The organism is Mucilaginibacter auburnensis (assembly GCF_002797815.1).
GTDB classification, from domain to species: Bacteria; Bacteroidota; Bacteroidia; order Sphingobacteriales; family Sphingobacteriaceae; genus Mucilaginibacter; species Mucilaginibacter auburnensis.
Window position 1 is genome coordinate 1,207,233 of the sequence record NZ_PGFJ01000002.1, and the last position, 18,149, is coordinate 1,225,381.

Below are 18,149 nucleotides of genomic sequence, written 5' to 3' on the forward strand. Positions count from 1 at the left end.
TATAACACACACATGTTATTGCCAATGCTTTGTGTATGCCGATAAAGCTATTACAAATTTTAAAATAAGTGAAATTTGACTGTAATTTGTGACGTTTACTCTGCCTGCTCTTCTTTTTTCAAAGCCACACGCTCCTTCTTAATGTCTATCTTTATTATAGCGTAAATGCTCATATACATATTGGCTATCCACACTACAGAGAAGCCAGCCAGCAAATACCCGCGCCAATCGGGCAGCAGGAATTTGAAGCCGGTTAGTATCAGCATGAAAATGGTTACATAATGGCTAAAACAATATTCGCAGGTAAACAGGTAAAAAAACTTGCGGGCCGCTATGCTTTTACAATTTGTACTCTGTTGCACACAATACTCGCGGGGCTCGCGAAAAACCTCTTCGTGAGTTACCGTCCATGCAATACACGCTGTTGGTATTGCTAACAGAAAAAGCCAGGCAACCTGGACAGATAATACGGGCATAGTGTTGTGTGTTAGGCAAGTGCTAACACAATTTTAGTACCAAGAATACTAAGGCTTTATCAAAAATCCGCGCTCATAAAAAGCGTTATCCGCTTTTTGCTGTTTGTGGATGTCCCTGTCGAAGATCTTGTTGAGGTTATTGCCGGCAAGGTCTTCCAAACGCGAGTTGACATGTAATTTATAACTTCCTGCTTTCCAATTTTCGGCAGGCGTAAATTTCCATGCTTTATCTCTTGCCAACAGCTCAACATTACCTTTTATACTCCCACCTTCTGAAGACATGATGCTGATAGACTCCTGTAAAAGGTAATGGTCCAAAGCCTGCTCAAAAGATACATACAGCGGCTGTTTAGTACCGGCTTCAGGTGTTTGAATATGCCATTTTTCAATATCTAAACGCTGGTCGGTACGACTGGTAGCGATAAACTTTTTTGAAAAACTCTGTTTGAGTTTAAGTCCCCGGTGGTCTTTCCATTCACCGGTTATCACCAGCTCATAGTGCTGATTTTTTTGCAGCGGATTACCTAATTGTTTATTCAGCACTAAGTCGCGTTTTATCCGTCCCGGATCTATCCATAAAGTTAATACCCTGTCGTTATCTCCCCAGAGCTCAGGCTGCAGGTTAAGGAATATCCTGTCGAGGGTATCGCGGTTTTTATCCAGTAAGTAAACGTGCTCAAGCGCGTTACCGGTTTGCATAGGTTCAGAAAACTGAATGTACAACTTCAGCAAATTTTCGGGAACAGTATCTGCCAAGGGATAAACGGCTACTACTTCGGGTTGTTTTTTACCGGTATTATCAGGAACTTTTACTTTTCCCACTACCCTGTTTTGCTGCAAAACGCCATACTCCATCCCCGGCGATAGCGGAATAAGCGGATGAAACAACATACCTGTATGAGTTTGTATGAACGCGCCCAACACTTCGCGGTCGCTACCGTTCAGTGAAACGGTAAGCGGAAACCTGTCAACATCCTGTACAAGATATTTTGGGATAAATATGCTTTTAGCCCGGCCGTTCTCCCACTCAATGCTAACATTATCAGCAGTTTTACTTTGGCAAGCCGCAACTAATAGCAAAAAAAACACCAGGCTATATTGATATAACCTGGTGCGCATTATAAAAAGTAACTTATATGTTTTTGCCATCTGAGGTCCAAAGGTCAACATCGCCGTTGGCTTTTTTCTGTATAACAACAGCTCGGCCGTCATCCAGTTTATCTAACTGTAAAACTTTCTCGAAAGGTAACTTAGTAAAAGCGGTGCCGCCTGTGCCGGGTATTGGCGCGGTTAACGACTCCTTAAATTGTTTAATATCGTTGTAACTAACTTTTGCAGCAGGGCGGTTGCTGTTAGCCATCACCAGGTATTTCTGACCGCCTTCTGTTAACCATATCATATCTGACGGGGTATTCATGTTACCCATTTCGGCAATGGTACGGCCTTTAACATGTGCGCCTGCTTTTAGCTCATCCATAGGGAAAAGCACCAGTGGCGTGCAGGTATAACTGGCTACTATGTAGTTTTTACCATCAATGGTAGTTGTATTGAAAGTACGTATAGGCGAAGTGGTTTCATAACGGCCATGAGAGGTATGGTACATTTCTAAACTGGCCTGATCTTCCTGCTTTGAGGTGAACGGAAAGCTTATGGTGCGGAATGACGAGCTGAACTCTTTATTGCTCAAACCGCTTAGCATTAACTTGCCATCTGCAAAACCCATGTCAGAGATAGAGGTAACACGCAAAGATGCACCGCGACGGTCTTTTTCATCAGGGCCGGCTACGTTGTTGAGGGTAACTGTTGAGAAGTTTATATCTTTTAATGACACCGCTTTGATCTGGTTATCTGCACCCATTGAAAGCAATACCGGTGTACCATCAGCGCTCTTTACAGCCACATACAGGTTTTTTGATACCGGGTTAACGGCCATATCTGTTATGGTGATATTCTCTTTGGTTGTACCTAAAGCCGCTGCAATTTTCTCATCAATTTTTGGCAGATCAAAAGCTTTAACGGTTGACGGCTTTTTGGTGTCTTTGGTATCAAAAGCAATAACGCTTGCATTTTCGGCATCACCTATAAACAATACGCCATTGGGTCCAAAAGTAAGCGCGGCAATTGATTTAACCTGCGGCGATCCTGTTACAAAGCCGTAAGGCAGGGCAGGTTTGCGATTAACGCCTGCAAAGAGCAGCACACCAGCTAAGGCAGCAGTACTCATTAAATAGATCTTTTTCATCGTATTAAATGATTAATAGGTTTCTTTTTAGATTTTCAAACAGGTTTATAACAAATATAATAGATGGCCACCTGCTATTGTTTCACCAAAATACTGATAACAAGAATATTACAAACGGCACAGGCGCTCAAAAATCTCAGCATGATGCGGGTACTGCTCAATCACCTCGGCTTTTTTAGCCATTTTAAACTCAGTAAATTCAAAGCCCGGCGCAACAGCGCAACTGGCTAAACCATAACCGCTTTGATCTGTAAGTTCGGCGGCAAACCATTGGCCGGCCTCAACTATTACCTGCATATTACCGCTTGGCTCATCAGATAGTTCATGCGTAGTTAATACCCCGTTGCTATCAATTACATGTATGTGAAAAGGTATCCCTTTATGGAAATACCAGATCTCGTCTGACTCAATTTTGTGAAAGCCGGAAAAATCCTTTCCGCTTATTAAATAATAAATGGATGTAAGCGCCTGCTTTAGTCCGCCCGCGGGATTGCGCGTTACCTGTTTGGCAGAGCGATATACTTCTTTATAAAAGCCACCTTCGGGATGGGGATGCAAGTGGAGATGCTTCACCCAGTAGTGCGCGTCTTCTATTACCATAATCAGTTAAAATTGGACAACTAATGTAGTGACATTTAACACATAACATCAAGTGCCTAAAGAAATAAACGCACTACTTTTTTGCGTATTGCCTGTAATTGATGAGCAACACGCTCAATAAAATTACCGCCAGGCCCAATATTTTTAACCACGATATCACTTCGTTGCCTATAAAAACACCTAAAACTACCGCTATAACCGGATTAACATAGGCGTGGGTACTTACCTGTGTTGCAGGCCTTACCGAAAGCAACCAAACGTAAGCCGTAAATGCAATAATGGAACCGAATACTATTAAATAAGCTATGGCTAACCATGCGTGTGCCGGCACCGTAGCAGGGTTAAAACCAGCAAACTCATTGTGAATGGCACTTACAGGGACATAAGCAATACCGGCTGCCATCATTTGCCAGGCCGTTGTTACCCGTGCCGGGCCTGTACCGGGTCTTCTTTTAGCATACAAACCGCCCCAGGCCCACGCCGCCGGACCAAATATGAGCAGTACCAGACTTATCAACTGTTCGTTACTGAAATCGCCTTCTAACGAGGCTGCAATGGCTTCGCCGAATAAAAGCAATACGCCTGCAAAACCAATTATCAATCCCCAGATGGTGCTGCGGGTAGTGAAATTTGTTTTCCAGTTGGGTTTATCCAGTATAACAAACCAAAGCGGACTAATAGCTATCACAATAGCCACCATAGCACTGGGCAATGTACGCTCCGCCCAAATTACAATACCCATACTAACTACCAGCATGAGGCAACCGCTGTAAGCCGCTACGCCCACATCCTTTTGTATCCAAAGCTTATCGCCTTTTAATGCACAGATGGATAGCATTATACTGCCTGCAATTATAAACCGCACAGCTCCCATTAAAAACGGTGGGAAACCGTTAATGGCCATCTGTATAAAAAAGTAAGTTGAACCCCAAACCACATAAACTATCGCGAAGGCAATAATTACCCATAATGGAGATGCGTGTTTGGTTGCGGAGGACATTGTGCAGTTAATGATCGATACTGCAATATGACGATAATAGATGGCAATAACAATTGCTAACTTCATGTGCAGGTAAAAGTAAAACTGTTCCAGATAGATGGCTCAGAGCCCTGTGAGCCTCCGTGAGCCCCTGTGAGCCCCTGTGAGCCCCTGTGAGCCGGGGTAAATAATCAGTAATTACATGCTATATTGGTGCCATAATTAATACATAATGACAAAAGAAAAAAAGCTCATTCTGTTACTGCTTATTACGTCGTTGATGGGATATATGGAATGGGGCGGCAACAATCATATTTTTTTAGCGCAGGCGGAAGTGGAGGCCTTTAAAAATTTGTTTAGTAACCCAACTTCGGCGCTACATCCATTTATATTGATTCCTTTTGCCGGGCAGGTTTTGCTGTTGGTTAACTTACTACGTAAACAACCACATAAAGCTTTTACTTACATTGGTACCGCCTGCCTTGGCATATTGCTGGGCTTTATGTTTATCATTGGCGTAACCACAGTTCATTTCAAGATCATTATCTCTACCCTGCCTTTTCTAATTACCGCTGTGGTGATGGTGAGGTATTACAGGGAGTTGGGGGTGGAGTAAGGGGTCAAATTACTCACCCGGTCTACGCTGCGCCGGACCGCCCTCTCTTCGCCTGCGGCGTAAAGAGGGCTGATAAATACAAATCCATTCCCTCTTTTGCGCAGCAGAGAGGGGTGACAAGCATAGCGATGTCGGGGTGAGTAAACTTAATAATCATCCACATCAAACCTGTAGTTTTTGAAATAATAGTGCCTGTCCTCTTCAGTAATTTCCCGCAGAACCCGTGCAGGGTTACCTGCGGCTATTACATTATCAGGTAGATCTTTAGTCACCACGCTATTGGAGCCTACCACCACATTGTTGCCAATGCGAACACCGGGATTCACCACAACGTTGGCACCCAGCCAAACGCTATCGCCAATGTGTATCTCAATACCGTATTCGTAACCGGTATTGCGCGAATCGGGATGTATGGGATGGCCTGCTGTAGATACGGTTACATTAGGGCCAAACATGGCGTTATTGCCTATGGTTACCTTGGCAACATCCAGTATAACGCAGTTAAAGTTGGCAAAAAAATTATCGCCTACCTCAATGTGGCGGCCATAATCGCAGCTAAAGGGTGCCATTATTTTTACATTTTTACCGGCTTTGCCTAAAATATCGCGGGTGTACTCTTCTACCTTCTCCAACTCGTCGGGCGGGCAATGGTTAAATTTATATACACGCTTACGGTTAGCCAGTTGTTCTTCAGGCAATCCATCTAACCAAGCTTTGTAAGGTAAGCCTGCCAACATTCTCTCTTTATGATTCATAGGTGTGCGTATTAATGTGCAATAAACTTAAAACAATTAAGAAACCAGGCGTAAAAAAAATACAATTAATTTAACTAACCAATTAGTTAAATACTTATATTAGCTATTGCAAAGCGATTTTTGCTTTAAAATATTTAAATTTAAACCTTATCACAATTACAATGAATGTAAAGCGCATTTTAGCCGCGCTGGTGCTTGTTATGGCCTCGGTGCAGCTGGCTTATCCGCAAAGCCGCATTATAACCAAAGCTTTTTTAACCGGGCATATTAACTATACCCGCGATACCTCTTTCATCAAGATCAGTCATAAATACACCGATAGGAAGGTGTACCTGCAAAAAGCAACCTATGCGGCTTATCAAAAAATGTATACCGCCGCATTAAAGGATGGCGTTGTGTTGAGCGTGATATCGGGCACGCGCTCGTTTTATGATCAGCATTACAAATGGTACTCCAAATGGTCTGACCCTGAATTTGCAGGCATTAAAGACAAAAAGCAGAAAGCCCAAAAACTGCTTAGCTGGTGGTCAATGCCCGGCACATCACGGCACCACTGGGGTACAGACATGGATCTGGTAAATCTTAGTCCGGCATTCTACACTACTCCGGCGGGCAAAAAAATCTATAACTGGCTGGTAAATAATGCCAATAAGTTCGGCTTCTATCAGCCCTTTAATGCAGGTCGGCCTACCGGGTATAAAGAGGAAAAATGGCACTGGAGCTATTTGCCTTTAGCTAAGATATATTTACAGGAGTACACCCGGCAAATTACTTATGCGGACATTAACGGTTTCCCCGGAAGCGAGGCGGCTAAAGAGTTAGATGTAATAAAAAGCCAGGTTTTGGCTATAAACCTGGCTTGTAAGTAAAATTGTACTTTGATTTGTCATGCTGAATGCAATGAAGCATCTTGTAAATTTTGCTAACCACTTAGTCAGCATGGTGGATAAGATGCTTCACTGCGTTCAGCATGACAGCGGGATATACATTCTTATCCCAACAAATTCTTCCAGCTTACCAGGTCACCAATGATCTTTTCCAGTTGGTCAGCCGGAACACGTTCCTGCTGCATGGTATCGCGGTGACGGATGGTTACCGTGTTATCTTCCAACGTTTGGTGGTCAACTGTGATACAAAATGGTGTACCAATAGCATCCTGACGGCGGTAACGTTTGCCTATGGCATCTTTTTCCTCGTATTGCAGGTTAAAATCCAACTTCAACTTATCCATTATCTCGCGGGCTTTTTCAGGCAGACCATCTTTTTTGGTCAGCGGGAAAATAGCGGCTTTAACCGGCGCTAAGCAAGGGTGCAGGCGTAATACGGTGCGGCTATCTTGTTTCTCAGGTGTGCTCAGGTCCTCTTCCTCGTAAGCATTAATCATAGTTAACAAGAACATACGATCCAAACCTATTGAGGTTTCAATTACATAAGGTACATAGTTGCCGTAAGGTTTGCCATTCTCGTCTAACTCCGGATCAAAGTACTGCATTTTTTTGCCTGAGAATTGTTGATGCTGACTCAGGTCAAAATCTGTACGGCTATGTATACCTTCCACCTCTTTAAAGCCGAACGGGAACTCAAATTCAATATCATAAGCGGCATCAGCATAGTGTGCCAGCTTGGTGTGCTCGTGGTAACGGTATTTGGCAGCATCTGTACCTAAGGCCAGGTGCCATTGTAAACGGGTTTCTTTCCATTTGTTAAACCAATCTTTCTGCGTACCGGGGCGAACAAAGAACTGCATCTCCATCTGCTCAAACTCACGCATACGGATGATGAACTGGCGGGCAATTACCTCGTTACGGAAAGCCTTACCAATTTGCGCAATACCAAACGGAATTTTCATCCTGCCCGATTTTTGCACGTTCAAATAGTTCACAAATATGCCCTGTGCTGTTTCGGGACGCAGGTAAACCACATCAGCCTCATCGGCAACGGCGCCCATTTGCGTACTGAACATCAGGTTAAACTGGCGCACTTCGGTCCAGTTGGCGGTACCGCTTATAGGGCATTTAATATCGTGTCCAATCACCAGTTCGCGCAGGCGTGGCAGGTTCTCGGCTTTAAGGGCCTCATCCATTTCTTTTTGCAGTTCTTCAGCAAGGTCGGTTTTGCCTTCCTCATCATATTTGGCAATGCGGTCCTCTAATAACTGGTCGGCACGGTAGCGTTTTTTTGAATCTTTGTTGTCGATCATTGGGTCGCTAAAACCATCAACGTGACCGCTGGCCTTCCATATTTTAGGGTGCATAAATATGGCCGAGTCAATACCAACAATGTTCTCGTTAAGCTGCACCATGGCTTTCCACCAGTAGGTTTTAATGTTGTTCTTCAACTCGGCACCATTTTGCCCATAGTCATAAACAGCGCTCAGGCCATCGTATATCTCGCTTGAAGGAAAAACAAAGCCATACTCTTTGGCGTGTGCTATAACGTTTTTAAAAACTTCGTCGGTATTTTTACTCATAATGGCGCAAATATATATTTTTTGGGGGTTAGTTTGTCTGAACTATGATTTATAGGATTAATCTGAACTAAGATTAATTGGATAAGCAGGATGATAGGATTTAAGCAGATGTAATTGTCTAAACTAAGATTAATAGGATTTGGGGATTAAAAGATTCGTTTCCTAACATCTTATTAATCTTAAAAATCATAGTTCAGACAATTGACAATCATCATATTTCAAATCAAGTAGCGTACCTATCTTTATTTCTTAGTATGGAAAAATATTCGCTATTTGTATTGCTGGCGTTCCTGTCTGAGATCATCGGCACTGTTTCGGGTTTTGGGTCGTCCATCCTGTTTGTTCCGGTAGCTTCTTTGTTTTTTGATTTTAAAACGGTGCTAGGCATTACGGCCGTTTTTCATGTATTCAGTAACCTGTCAAAAATTACGCTGTTCAGGCAAGGTATTAATAAAGAAATAGCTTTAAAATTGGGCGTTCCGGCAGTTGCATTTGTGTTGTTGGGTGCCTGGCTTACCACTTTTTTGCCTACTCGTCCACTACAATTAATGATGAATGTTGGCCTGGTGATATTGTCTGTTTACCTTGCTATTAACTTCAATAAAACCATTAAGCAAAGCAATGGCAATTTATACATAGGTGGAGCCGCTTCGGGTTTTTTAGCCGGACTAACAGGTACAGGCGGCGCGGTGCGTGGTATAACATTGGCAGCATTTGGCCTGCCAAAGGCTGTGTTTATAGCTACCTCGGCATTGATTGATCTGGGGGTTGACAGCAGCCGCGCGGCAGTATATGTAAGTAATGGCTATTTCAAAACCGAATACCTGTTTTTGATACCTTTCCTCATAGGCATCAGCATTGCAGGTAGTTACATAGGTAAACTCATACTGGCCCGCACCTCCGAAAAGGTATTTAAATACATTGTGCTGGTGGTAATTATTGGTATATCGACAGTTGAAGCGGTGAGAGCACTTATTTGATTGTCTGGATTAGGATTTAAGCGATTCCAGTTCTCTGAACCTTGGTTAATAGGATTTGGGGATTAAAAGATTTGTTTCCTATCATCCAATTAATCTTAAAAATCATAGTTCAGACAAATCCTCAAATCATGAAAATCAAGGTTCAGACAGCTACCTTTTACTCTTAAAAAAACTCCTCACCAGCTCCGCGCATTCATTTTCGCGGATGCCACCTTCAATAATGGTTTTTGGGTGCGTAATTTTTTGGTTAAGCCTGCCAAAACCCATGCGCGGGTCATAGGCGCCAAATACTATTCTGCCCACCTGGAACCAGTAAGAGGCGCCGGCGCACATTACGCAAGGTTCCATGGTAACGTACAAGGTGCATTCTTTTAGATACTTGCCACCCATAAAGTTGGCTGCTGCGGTAAGCGCCTGCATTTCGGCATGGGCCGATACATCATTAAGGCGTTCGGTAAGGTTATGCCCTCTACCGATGATCTGCCCTTTGCATACCACAACCGCGCCAATGGGTATCTCATCTTCGGCTAAGGCGAGTTTGGCCTCTTTGAGGGCCTCGTTCATAAAAAAATCGTCGGGCTTTACCGCTGGCTCATCGCCGAAGCTTACGTATCTCATATTATCTGTTAGCGATGGGTTTAAAACCCATCGCTATGTATTGGTTATTAAACTAACTTACTTCCATTAGGCACCTGCTTATCAATAGCTGCCAATACAATATCACCATTCTCATCGGCAAAGCCGGTTACCAAAAACTCCGACATAAAGTTGGCTATCTGCTTTTTAGGGAAGTTTATAACACCCATTATCTGCCTGCCGGGCAATTGTTCTTTTGTATAATGTTTGGTTATTTGCGCGCTCGACCATTTGATGCCGAACTCGCCAAAGTCAACCTGCAATTTATAAGCTGGCTTTCTGACTTCGGGAAAATCAAGTACCTGCAATATAGTGCCTGCCCTCAGTTCCACACGTTCAAAATCATTCCAGTTGATGGTTTCCATAGTGGGGCAAAGATAAATGCCATACAACCGCATTCAACAAAAAGTATATTTTTTTGTTAAGCGCTTATGGAAACCGGTGCTTCCTCGCATCCTATCTATAAAAACAAAGCATATGAAAAAGTTAAGTATATTAGTAATTGCCCTTACAGTAAGTGTATTATCAGGATTTGCGCAGAATGTTGACCTGCGTGCTAAAATTGAAGTTAGCGGCGTAGCCGAGCGCGAAGTTACGCCCGACATCATCAATGTATCTATCTCTTTAAAAGAGTACATGGATGGCAAAAAGAAGATCACCATCAGCGAGTTGGAGCAGCAACTGGAAAAAGCGGTGCAGGCAGCGGGTATTGCTAAAGAGGATTTCAGGATCAACAACCTGTCTTCCTACAACTTTATTGACCCTAAAAAGAAAACACCTGAATTTTTAGCCTCTAAACAATATGGCATACGCTTCCGCGACCTGAATAAATTTAACCAGGTAATAAGCAAAGTTGATGCTAAAGGCATACAGTACACAAATATTGACAGCTACGACTATTCAAAAATTGAGTACCTGCGTAACGAATTAAAATTACAGGCGCTGGTTGCTGCCAAAACCAAAGCCACCTTTATGCTGAACGGTATTGGCGAAAAATTGGGCTGGCCGTTAAGCATCACCGAGGTTGAAGATAACAATTTCCCTCAGCCACGCAATGTGATGTACATGGCCAGAGATCAGGCTGCAAATGGTGCAGCTGACGTACCGGAGTCAGACATTGATATTAAAACCATTAAGTTAACCTACCGCGTAAACGCAGTTTTTGGAATTTCAGGAAGATAAACCAACGTAACGCTCTCTTTTATTGGCGGCGCTGAAGTAACGGTCAGCGCCGCTTTTTTGTGAACAACTGTAGCATAGCAATGTTTACTATCGTTCATTGAATAGGTGAAGAGGCGGCTTGTCAAAACAGATCAACCCGACAAAAAGTAAAATTTTTAAGATGCAGTTATGGAAACCGGAACTACCTTGCATCCTACTTATAAAAACAAAGCATATGAAAAAGTTAAGTATATTAGTAATAGCCCTTGTAGTAAGTGTATTATCAGGATTTGCACAGAGTGTTGACCTGCGCCGCAAAATTGAAGTGAGTGGCACAGTAGAAAAAGAAGTAACACCGGATATCATCAATGTGTCTATATCATTGAAGGAGTATTTTGATGGTAAAACCAAAATAACCATTAGCCAGTTAGAACAGCAGTTGGAGAAGGCTATTCAGGCTGCAGGTATTGCAAAAGATGATTTTACCATAAACAACCTATCGTCTTACAACTATATTGACCCTAAAAAGAAAACGCCCGAGTTTTTAGCATCCAAACAATATAGCATACGTTTCCGCGATCTGAACAAGTTTAACCAGGTATTGAGCAAGGTTGACCCTAAAGGCATACAGTATACCAACGTAGCCAGCTACGACTATTCAAAAATTACTGAATTAAAGAGGGAATTACAAATACAGGCCCTGTTAGCTGCACGCGATAAAGCGAACGCTTTAGTTTCGAGTCTGAATGAAAAACTGGGCGGCGTTATCAGCATTTCTGAACTGGATATGAGTAATGATGTTCCTCAGGCACGTTTTAAAACATTTTCAAATGTGGCTATGGCCGAAAGTGCTGACGTGCCGGAATCTGATATTGCTGTGCAAAAAATGAAACTTACTTTCCGTATGAATGCTGTTTTTGAAATAGCCGGAAAATAAAGCAACAAATTCTCTTTTATTGGCGGTGGTGACTGTTAGGGTCATCGCCGCTTTTGTTTAACGGCCTTACCGTTTCAACTTGATTATTACTGAATAGGTTTACACAAAATCGGTTCACTCGTTTCATTTTCGGTTCACACAAAATCTTTAAAGCATTACAAATCAGAATCTTTAATAAAAAATCGTTTCAAACCGTTTCACATATTCAATGAGACGATGAACCGGCGCTATCAGCATTACAATGTAATATTCCCACACCTCACCAAAAATGAGTAACTCTATCTCCACAATCTGCAAACTATAATCCTACCTTTGTGGTGTATTTATAACACTAAGCATACAACCATGAACAACATAAAATCTGCTTTAATAACCGGCGCAAGTGCAGGCATAGGCCTTGATTTGACCAAAAAACTGTTAGCCGAAGGTATAACCGTTATCGCGGTAACCCGCTCGGGCGAGATCTTGGATTATTCGCATCTCGAACTGACCGTTTTAAAAGGTGACATCAGCAACGAGGAAAGCATTAAAAGTGTAGCGCAACAGGTAAGCCAAATGGGCATTACCATTGATTGCCTGATCAACAACGCCGGTGTTGGGGTTGATTTTGATACCGAAGTGCCAACTGCTGCCGCGCTTAACGCCAGCTTTGCCACCAATACCACAGGTACCGCCTTGTTTACCGAGGCTTTGTTGCCTAATATTGCCGATGGCGGACAGATACTGTTTCTGTCAACCATTATGTCGTTATTGCGCGCGGCCTCGGCTGATAGTCCTGCTTACCGCATGTCAAAAGCGGCTTTAAATATGTACGTGGTAATGTTGAGTCAGCGGTTGAGCAAACGCGGCATTCGTGTAACGGCCCTGCACCCCGGCTGGGTACAAACCCGCATGGGCGGCGATAAAGCGCCAACCACCATTGAGCAATCTGTAAACGGTATTTATAAGGCTATTACCGAAAATACCGAAACAGGTAAATTCTGGAATGTTGATTCGGCAGGGATAGAAAATTACTAAGGAGAGCGCATTGAAGAAAAGTTTATTCCCGCTGCTGTTGGGCGGTTTGGCCATTGGCACAACAGAATTTGTAATGATGGGCCTCCTGCCCGACATTGCCGCTAACCTTAACATCAGCATACCCGTTGCAGGGCACCTCATATCATCATACGCTTTGGGTGTGGTAGTAGGAGCGCCCTTGCTGGTTATGATAGGCGGCAGTTATCCGCCAAAAAAAATATTGCTGGGCCTGATGGTAATGTTCACGGTGTTCAATACGGCATCGGCTTTTGCGCCTAACAATCTTATGCTGCTTATTGCCCGCTTTTTTGCAGGCTTGCCGCATGGTGCTTTCTTTGGCGTAGGCGCGGTAGTAGCCAGCAGATTGGCTGAACCGGGCAAGCAGGCGCAGGCCATATCGGTAATGTTTGCGGGCTTGACCATTGCCAATTTGGCTATGGTACCCGTTGCTACCTGGGTGGGGCATAATTATTTATGGCGATACACTTTTGGCATAGTAGCGTTGATAGGCATCATCACCCTGTTATTTTTATACCTGTGGATGCCTGCCCTGCCTGCCAACCGCACAGGCAACGCCCGCTCAGAACTGCAAATATTTAAAAGCACCGAAACCTGGCTCATTATACTCATAACTGCCATTGGTACCAGCGGTCTGTTTTGCTGGATAAGCTACATAGCTCCGCTCATGACGGAAGTTTCCGGCTTTAAAAGCGCTAACGTATCGTACATTTTGGTACTGGCCGGTTTTGGCATGGTGGTGGGCAACATTATTGGCGGCAGACTGGCAGACAAATTCCGACCGGTTATAGCTACCGCCTGGCTGCTTGCGGCGATGGCTGTAACGCTATTATGCATCTTCCTGTTTTCGGGTAATCAAATTTTGTCGCTGCTGCTAACGTTTGTTGCCGGGGCATTATCCATTGCCCTTGCCGCCCCCATACAAATACTCATGATCAATACCTCCAAAGGCGCCGAAATGTTAGGCGCTGGTATAACGCAGGCCGCATTTAACACGGGCAATGCCTGGGGCGCGTTTATTGGTGGCATACCTATAAGCATGGGGCTGGGTTTTAACTGGCCATCATTAGTGGGGATGTTAATGGCGATATTAGGGGTTGGATTTACATGGGTGTTGATAAGGCGTAGCACGAAGGTTGCTGTTTAATGTAAGCCTACCTGCCATATTGTATTTCGAACTTTGATTTGGCACCTGTGTTGGTATTGATTTCTGTATGCAGCAAGTATAATTCGTCTTTAGTCAACTTATTAACCATTATTTTGATATCGTTAACCATTAAATAAAGGTCTACAGCATTATAAGTCCAATACTTGGTTCTGGTAGGAGAGTCGGCTTCAATAAACTCACCGTTTTCTTTAAATTCTATCCAGCCATCCGCAGCAGTTGGTACTATAGTTTGCTCAACGGGTTCTAATAAAACTATTTTTTTTGCGTACCACTTGCCAAGCAGCAGATTTTCTTTTTTTTCATCCGTCTTTTTACAGCTGGAACATGTAACAATTAATAACAGCAGAATTTGTAGAATTTTTTTCATTATGATAAAATTTAGTCTTGCTAATATACTAAAATGAACTATACTTTTAACTGTGATGCTTCTGAAATGCTTGATAATCTACACATTCAAACTGGGGCTTAATTGTTGAAAATAACTCCTATCTTCACATCACATCAGTAAAAAGCTGGTACCACCTTTTACAATTTATCTATGTCAAACATAAGCCTTATAATTGAAGAGCGGGCCGCCAGTATTGGCAACTTTTTGGTTGGCCGCCTACTACCATTTCGCGAAAAACGCATGGTTGGTCCGTTTATATTTATTGACCATATGGGGCCGGTAAAGCTCAACGAGCGCCAGAGTTTTGATGTACTTCCCCATCCGCATATAGGGCTTTCAACCCTCACCTACTTGTTCGAAGGCAGCATCATGCACCGCGATACCTTAGGTACTGTTGCCGAGATAACCCCCGGCGCCGTAAACTGGATGACCGCCGGCAAAGGCATTGTACACTCTGAACGTATTCCTGAAGAAAAACACCACGCAGAGCAGATACTTCACGGCCTGCAAATTTGGGTTGCCCTGCCAAAGGAACTCGAACAAATGGACCCGGAGTTTTTCCATATTGAAGCGGCTCAGTTGCCGGCATGGACTTCCGATGGCCTTCAGTTTAAACTGATTGCCGGGGAAGCATTCGGCCGTAAATCTCCTGTACCTGTTTACAGTAAGCTGTTCATGATCGAGATCAAAAGCGAACCCGAACAAACCATTAACATCAGCAATGAACTTTATGGCGAAGTGGCGCTTTATATTTTAGATGGGAGCGTTGAAAATGAAGGACACACTTATCAGCCCAAACAATTGCTAATAGCTAAGGATAGTTCATTATGCCATTTCACTATGGCACCACAAAGTACAGTCTACATTTTCGGCGGCGAACCTTTTGCAGAGCAGCGCTTTATAGACTGGAATTTTGTTGCTACCGATAAAGAGCTCATCAACATTGCCAAACAAAAATGGATAGCCCAAGAGTTTGACAAAATACCCGGCGAAGAAAACGAATTTGTACCCTACCCAACCATCAACAAAAAATAACATGACGAGCATTAAAGCCAGCATACGCACCGAACTTTACCGAATAGAACTTAAATCGCCTACAGGCAATATTGTTATCGCCGACGAGCCTATAGACAAAGGCGGACAGGATAAAGGTTTTAACCCTAAAGAATTGCTGGCAGCCTCATTAGCTGCCTGCACCTGTGCTACAGTACGCATGTATGCCGACCGCAAAGCGTGGCCGCTTGAAAATGTTTATGCTGATGTTGAGTTGCTTGAGGAAGATGGGCAGACCAAATTTATCAGAAAGATACAATTTACCGGTGATCTGGATGAGGAGCAACGTGCAAGGTTGTTAGTGGTTGCCAATGCATGCCCGCTGCACAAAATACTTACGCATAGCATTGTTATTGAAACTACGGTAGTGTAATACTAATACTATGCCCATTCAGGCGCCAAGGCTTTAGTGTAACCGCTTTTTCCTATTTTAGCAACGAGTTAAAACCAGCATGCCTTAGGGTGTGTTGTGCATGTTGTATATGATCATCAAATCAAAGCCGTTAAAACCGTTTTTTTTTAACTGCGGACAGTTTTTAATTGGCGCGCTGCTTAAGCGCCGGTTTAACAAGCTCGTTATCCGTCCGGTTGATATTAAGCCGGGGCACTCGTACATTTTAATGTGCAACCACTTTAGCTTTCTGGATGGGTTTCTGGCGTTTTACCTGTGCGGCAAGGTTTTATGGAAACCAGGACTTATGCGTAGACTCTACATCATGTCGGTTAAAAAACAAATGGAGAAAAACCCATGGCTGCGTTATTGTGGAAGTTTTTCGGTTGAGCCGGGCAAGTTTTCTATGTTAGAGAGTTTTGACTTTATAGGCGAGAAACTATCTGAGCCGGGTAATTTGTTCCTTTACTTCCCCCAAGGAAATTTAGAAAGCATGCACATCCCTGATATTGAGTTTCAGGATGGCATTAACGAGGTGGTGCAACGGGTAAAAGGAAAATGCCAGTTGCTATGGTGTAGTACGGTGGTAGAGTATTTTGAAAGCTCCAAACCATCTGTATATTTTGATATGCTGGATTGCGGTACTGTTGAAGAATACAACTTTAAGCAACTGGTTGAAAAGGTAAACACCCACCACAAACAAGCGCTTCAAAGCCAAATCAGGTTCACCTGTAAACGAGCGGTAACGAGCAACGCTTAGTCCGCTTTTATACGTGTAAGGCCATCTTTGGCCTGGTTGTCAATGCTGTTTTGATACTCATGATTCTTCATTGACAACGCCAATCTGAAAAACTCTTCCGCCTTCTTTAAATCGCGTTTTTGCTCATAGATCAACCCGCTTAACAACGCCGCGTTGGCAGCATAATAATACGACGTAGTTTTACCCATATTAATAGCACGCAGGTAATTAGCTAAAGCTGCTGTATCATTCTCCAAAGCATCATACGTACGACCAAAGCGATAATAATATTCGGTTTTATCGCGTACAATTTTAAGTTCGTTGAATGATTTACCCTTCAGCATGGCAAGCGCTTTATCATAATATCCGCCATCAAAATAAAAGCGGGCACGTAGCATATCTTCATCAGGCATGGCATCATTAGCTTCCTTCAACGCCTCTTTATCTTTTTCATCGGCAGTACTGCCTTTAGTTCGCACCATGTTAAGATAGGATTTGTAGTCGTCCATATCTTTTTTAAATAAAGCGCAGTACGCCACCTTCAGGTACGCCTCTTTTATAAATTGGTCTCCCCTGTTCTCACTAATGAATTTCAAAAAGTACTTATCGGCATCACGGTCCATGCGGCACAGTTTGGCGTTGGCCAGCCAGTAAGTTACAACCGGCATATCCAAATACTCACTGGTTTGGGGCGCATCCGAAAAATACTTTACAGCAGCATCGACATGCGCAGTTTTGAAAGAAATATACCCTTGCAAATAATTCTTCAACAAGCTTCTGTCGCTCATATCAGCAGCCATGCCCATCAACTCGGTGTAGTTATCCTTTCTTTTTAAGATGTCAATATCAGTTAACGCGATCAGGAATGTCACCTCATCTTTATAAATGCTGTAAGGCGTACCGTCCAGTTGACCTCGCAATCTCCTGAGTTGTTTTAACCCGGCCTGCAGATCTCCCTTCATGCCAAAAAATCCTATCAGACTTTTATAATTAGGTGGAATTGCACCAAACAGCAAGTTAACCCAGGCTATGCTTTTTTGGTTGGGCAAAAAATTGGGGTATTTCTCGTTGTTTTTGGCCAGCAGCTTGCGCCCCTTGTTTACATCCATTACGGATGAGGAATAATCGCCGAACTTGGCCTTTAATACGCCCCATTGTATATAAACGTCGGCCTGGGCAAACAGGTAAAAAGGCGAGTTGGAATCGTTATCCTCCAAAGCATCCAAACGCGCCGAGCGGCGGTCTTTAAACTTTTGGTAATCGGCTTTGTTGCTTGACATTAACAGTTGGAAATAATCCATATAATTTTCAAGCAGTACGGTTATTCCATTATCCGGATTGGTGCGTTTCTCTTCGGCTATCAATCTTTTAGCTTCTGGAAAGCGCAATTCAAATATGGCTTTAAACGCGGCAGATGAGTTTTGATCTAAAGTAAAATCGGCCTTGGCGGGTTGGTAAAGTCCTAAAACAAGAAAAAAAAGCAACACGTATTTATAAACCATCCGTCAAAGGTATTTTTATTT

Annotated in this window: 21 protein-coding genes; 10 read left to right on the forward strand and 11 right to left on the reverse strand. The window is 43.2% G+C overall.

Annotated features, from left to right (window positions below; translation table 11 throughout):
- Positions 1–95: 95 nt before the first annotated feature.
- From CLV57_RS15990 to CLV57_RS16010, 5 genes are all read right to left on the reverse strand, one after another.
- Complete coding sequence (locus tag CLV57_RS15990) at positions 96–476, reverse strand: hypothetical protein (RefSeq protein WP_100342385.1); 381 nt, start codon at positions 474–476, stop codon at positions 96–98.
- A 48-nt stretch (positions 477–524) separates the two neighbouring features.
- Complete coding sequence (locus CLV57_RS15995) at positions 525–1,595, reverse strand: Ig-like domain-containing protein (RefSeq protein ID WP_157799189.1); 1,071 nt, start codon at positions 1,593–1,595, stop codon at positions 525–527.
- A gap of 13 nt (positions 1,596–1,608) precedes the next feature.
- On the reverse strand, positions 1,609–2,718 hold the full coding sequence (locus tag CLV57_RS16000; protein ID WP_100342387.1) for an NHL repeat-containing protein: 1,110 nt from the start codon (positions 2,716–2,718) through the stop codon (positions 1,609–1,611).
- A 108-nt stretch (positions 2,719–2,826) separates the two neighbouring features.
- Positions 2,827–3,318: a cupin domain-containing protein gene (locus tag CLV57_RS16005; RefSeq protein ID WP_100342388.1), complete on the reverse strand. Its 492-nt coding sequence runs from the start codon at positions 3,316–3,318 to the stop codon at positions 2,827–2,829.
- A gap of 73 nt (positions 3,319–3,391) precedes the next feature.
- The gene (locus CLV57_RS16010; protein ID WP_245857096.1) at positions 3,392–4,384 is read right to left on the reverse strand and encodes an EamA family transporter; all 993 of its coding nucleotides are present in this window, start codon (positions 4,382–4,384) and stop codon (positions 3,392–3,394) included.
- Between the two features lie 145 nt (positions 4,385–4,529).
- On the opposite strand from CLV57_RS16010, the gene CLV57_RS16015 reads away from it, so the two are divergent.
- Positions 4,530–4,913 (forward strand): hypothetical protein, encoded by a 384-nt coding sequence (locus tag CLV57_RS16015; protein ID WP_100342389.1) that lies wholly within the window; start codon positions 4,530–4,532, stop codon positions 4,911–4,913.
- 146 nt (positions 4,914–5,059) lie between these two features.
- Here CLV57_RS16015 and CLV57_RS16020 read toward each other — a convergent pair whose 3' ends face one another.
- The gene (locus CLV57_RS16020; RefSeq protein WP_100342390.1) at positions 5,060–5,668 is read right to left on the reverse strand and encodes a sugar O-acetyltransferase; all 609 of its coding nucleotides are present in this window, start codon (positions 5,666–5,668) and stop codon (positions 5,060–5,062) included.
- A gap of 161 nt (positions 5,669–5,829) precedes the next feature.
- On the opposite strand from CLV57_RS16020, the gene CLV57_RS16025 reads away from it, so the two are divergent.
- Positions 5,830–6,537, forward strand: coding sequence for a M15 family metallopeptidase (locus tag CLV57_RS16025; protein ID WP_100342391.1), 708 nt, complete (start codon positions 5,830–5,832; stop codon positions 6,535–6,537).
- A gap of 122 nt (positions 6,538–6,659) precedes the next feature.
- Here CLV57_RS16025 and CLV57_RS16030 read toward each other — a convergent pair whose 3' ends face one another.
- Complete coding sequence (locus tag CLV57_RS16030) at positions 6,660–8,138, reverse strand: glycine--tRNA ligase (RefSeq protein WP_100342392.1); 1,479 nt, start codon at positions 8,136–8,138, stop codon at positions 6,660–6,662.
- Positions 8,139–8,392: 254 nt separating this feature from the next.
- On the opposite strand from CLV57_RS16030, the gene CLV57_RS16035 reads away from it, so the two are divergent.
- Positions 8,393–9,118, forward strand: coding sequence for a sulfite exporter TauE/SafE family protein (locus CLV57_RS16035; protein ID WP_100342393.1), 726 nt, complete (start codon positions 8,393–8,395; stop codon positions 9,116–9,118).
- A gap of 150 nt (positions 9,119–9,268) precedes the next feature.
- Here the strand turns inward: CLV57_RS16035 and CLV57_RS16040 are convergent, their stop codons facing one another.
- Positions 9,269–9,736: a nucleoside deaminase gene (locus tag CLV57_RS16040; protein ID WP_100342394.1), complete on the reverse strand. Its 468-nt coding sequence runs from the start codon at positions 9,734–9,736 to the stop codon at positions 9,269–9,271.
- Between the two features lie 47 nt (positions 9,737–9,783).
- On the reverse strand, positions 9,784–10,119 hold the full coding sequence (locus CLV57_RS16045; RefSeq protein WP_100342395.1) for a tRNA-binding protein: 336 nt from the start codon (positions 10,117–10,119) through the stop codon (positions 9,784–9,786).
- A gap of 112 nt (positions 10,120–10,231) precedes the next feature.
- On the opposite strand from CLV57_RS16045, the gene CLV57_RS16050 reads away from it, so the two are divergent.
- From CLV57_RS16050 to CLV57_RS16065, 4 genes are all read left to right on the forward strand, one after another.
- Positions 10,232–10,936, forward strand: coding sequence for an SIMPL domain-containing protein (locus CLV57_RS16050; RefSeq protein WP_100342870.1), 705 nt, complete (start codon positions 10,232–10,234; stop codon positions 10,934–10,936).
- 214 nt (positions 10,937–11,150) lie between these two features.
- The gene (locus CLV57_RS16055; protein ID WP_100342871.1) at positions 11,151–11,852 is read left to right on the forward strand and encodes an SIMPL domain-containing protein; all 702 of its coding nucleotides are present in this window, start codon (positions 11,151–11,153) and stop codon (positions 11,850–11,852) included.
- Between the two features lie 345 nt (positions 11,853–12,197).
- On the forward strand, positions 12,198–12,869 hold the full coding sequence (locus CLV57_RS16060) for an SDR family NAD(P)-dependent oxidoreductase (protein WP_100342396.1): 672 nt from the start codon (positions 12,198–12,200) through the stop codon (positions 12,867–12,869).
- Positions 12,870–12,879: 10 nt separating this feature from the next.
- A complete protein-coding gene (locus CLV57_RS16065) occupies positions 12,880–14,034 on the forward strand; it encodes an MFS transporter (RefSeq protein ID WP_100342397.1) in 1,155 nt (384 codons plus the stop codon).
- 7 nt (positions 14,035–14,041) lie between these two features.
- On the opposite strand, the gene CLV57_RS16070 is transcribed toward CLV57_RS16065, so the two are convergent.
- Complete coding sequence (locus CLV57_RS16070) at positions 14,042–14,422, reverse strand: hypothetical protein (protein ID WP_100342398.1); 381 nt, start codon at positions 14,420–14,422, stop codon at positions 14,042–14,044.
- A 171-nt stretch (positions 14,423–14,593) separates the two neighbouring features.
- Between CLV57_RS16070 and CLV57_RS16075 the strand changes: the two genes are divergently transcribed.
- The 3 genes from CLV57_RS16075 to CLV57_RS16085 all read left to right on the forward strand — a co-directional run bounded on the left by CLV57_RS16075 (position 14,594) and on the right by CLV57_RS16085 (position 16,647).
- On the forward strand, positions 14,594–15,478 hold the full coding sequence (locus CLV57_RS16075; protein WP_100342399.1) for a pirin family protein: 885 nt from the start codon (positions 14,594–14,596) through the stop codon (positions 15,476–15,478).
- A 1-nt stretch (position 15,479) separates the two neighbouring features.
- Positions 15,480–15,869: an OsmC family protein gene (locus CLV57_RS16080; protein WP_100342400.1), complete on the forward strand. Its 390-nt coding sequence runs from the start codon at positions 15,480–15,482 to the stop codon at positions 15,867–15,869.
- Between the two features lie 109 nt (positions 15,870–15,978).
- Positions 15,979–16,647, forward strand: coding sequence for a lysophospholipid acyltransferase family protein (locus CLV57_RS16085; protein WP_100342401.1), 669 nt, complete (start codon positions 15,979–15,981; stop codon positions 16,645–16,647).
- Here the strand turns inward: CLV57_RS16085 and CLV57_RS16090 are convergent.
- Positions 16,644–18,128, reverse strand: a complete 1,485-nt coding sequence (locus tag CLV57_RS16090; protein ID WP_100342402.1) for a tetratricopeptide repeat protein — start codon at positions 18,126–18,128, stop codon at positions 16,644–16,646. The two genes, CLV57_RS16085 and CLV57_RS16090, sit on opposite strands and share 4 nt — an antisense overlap.
- Positions 18,129–18,149: the final 21 nt, after the last annotated feature.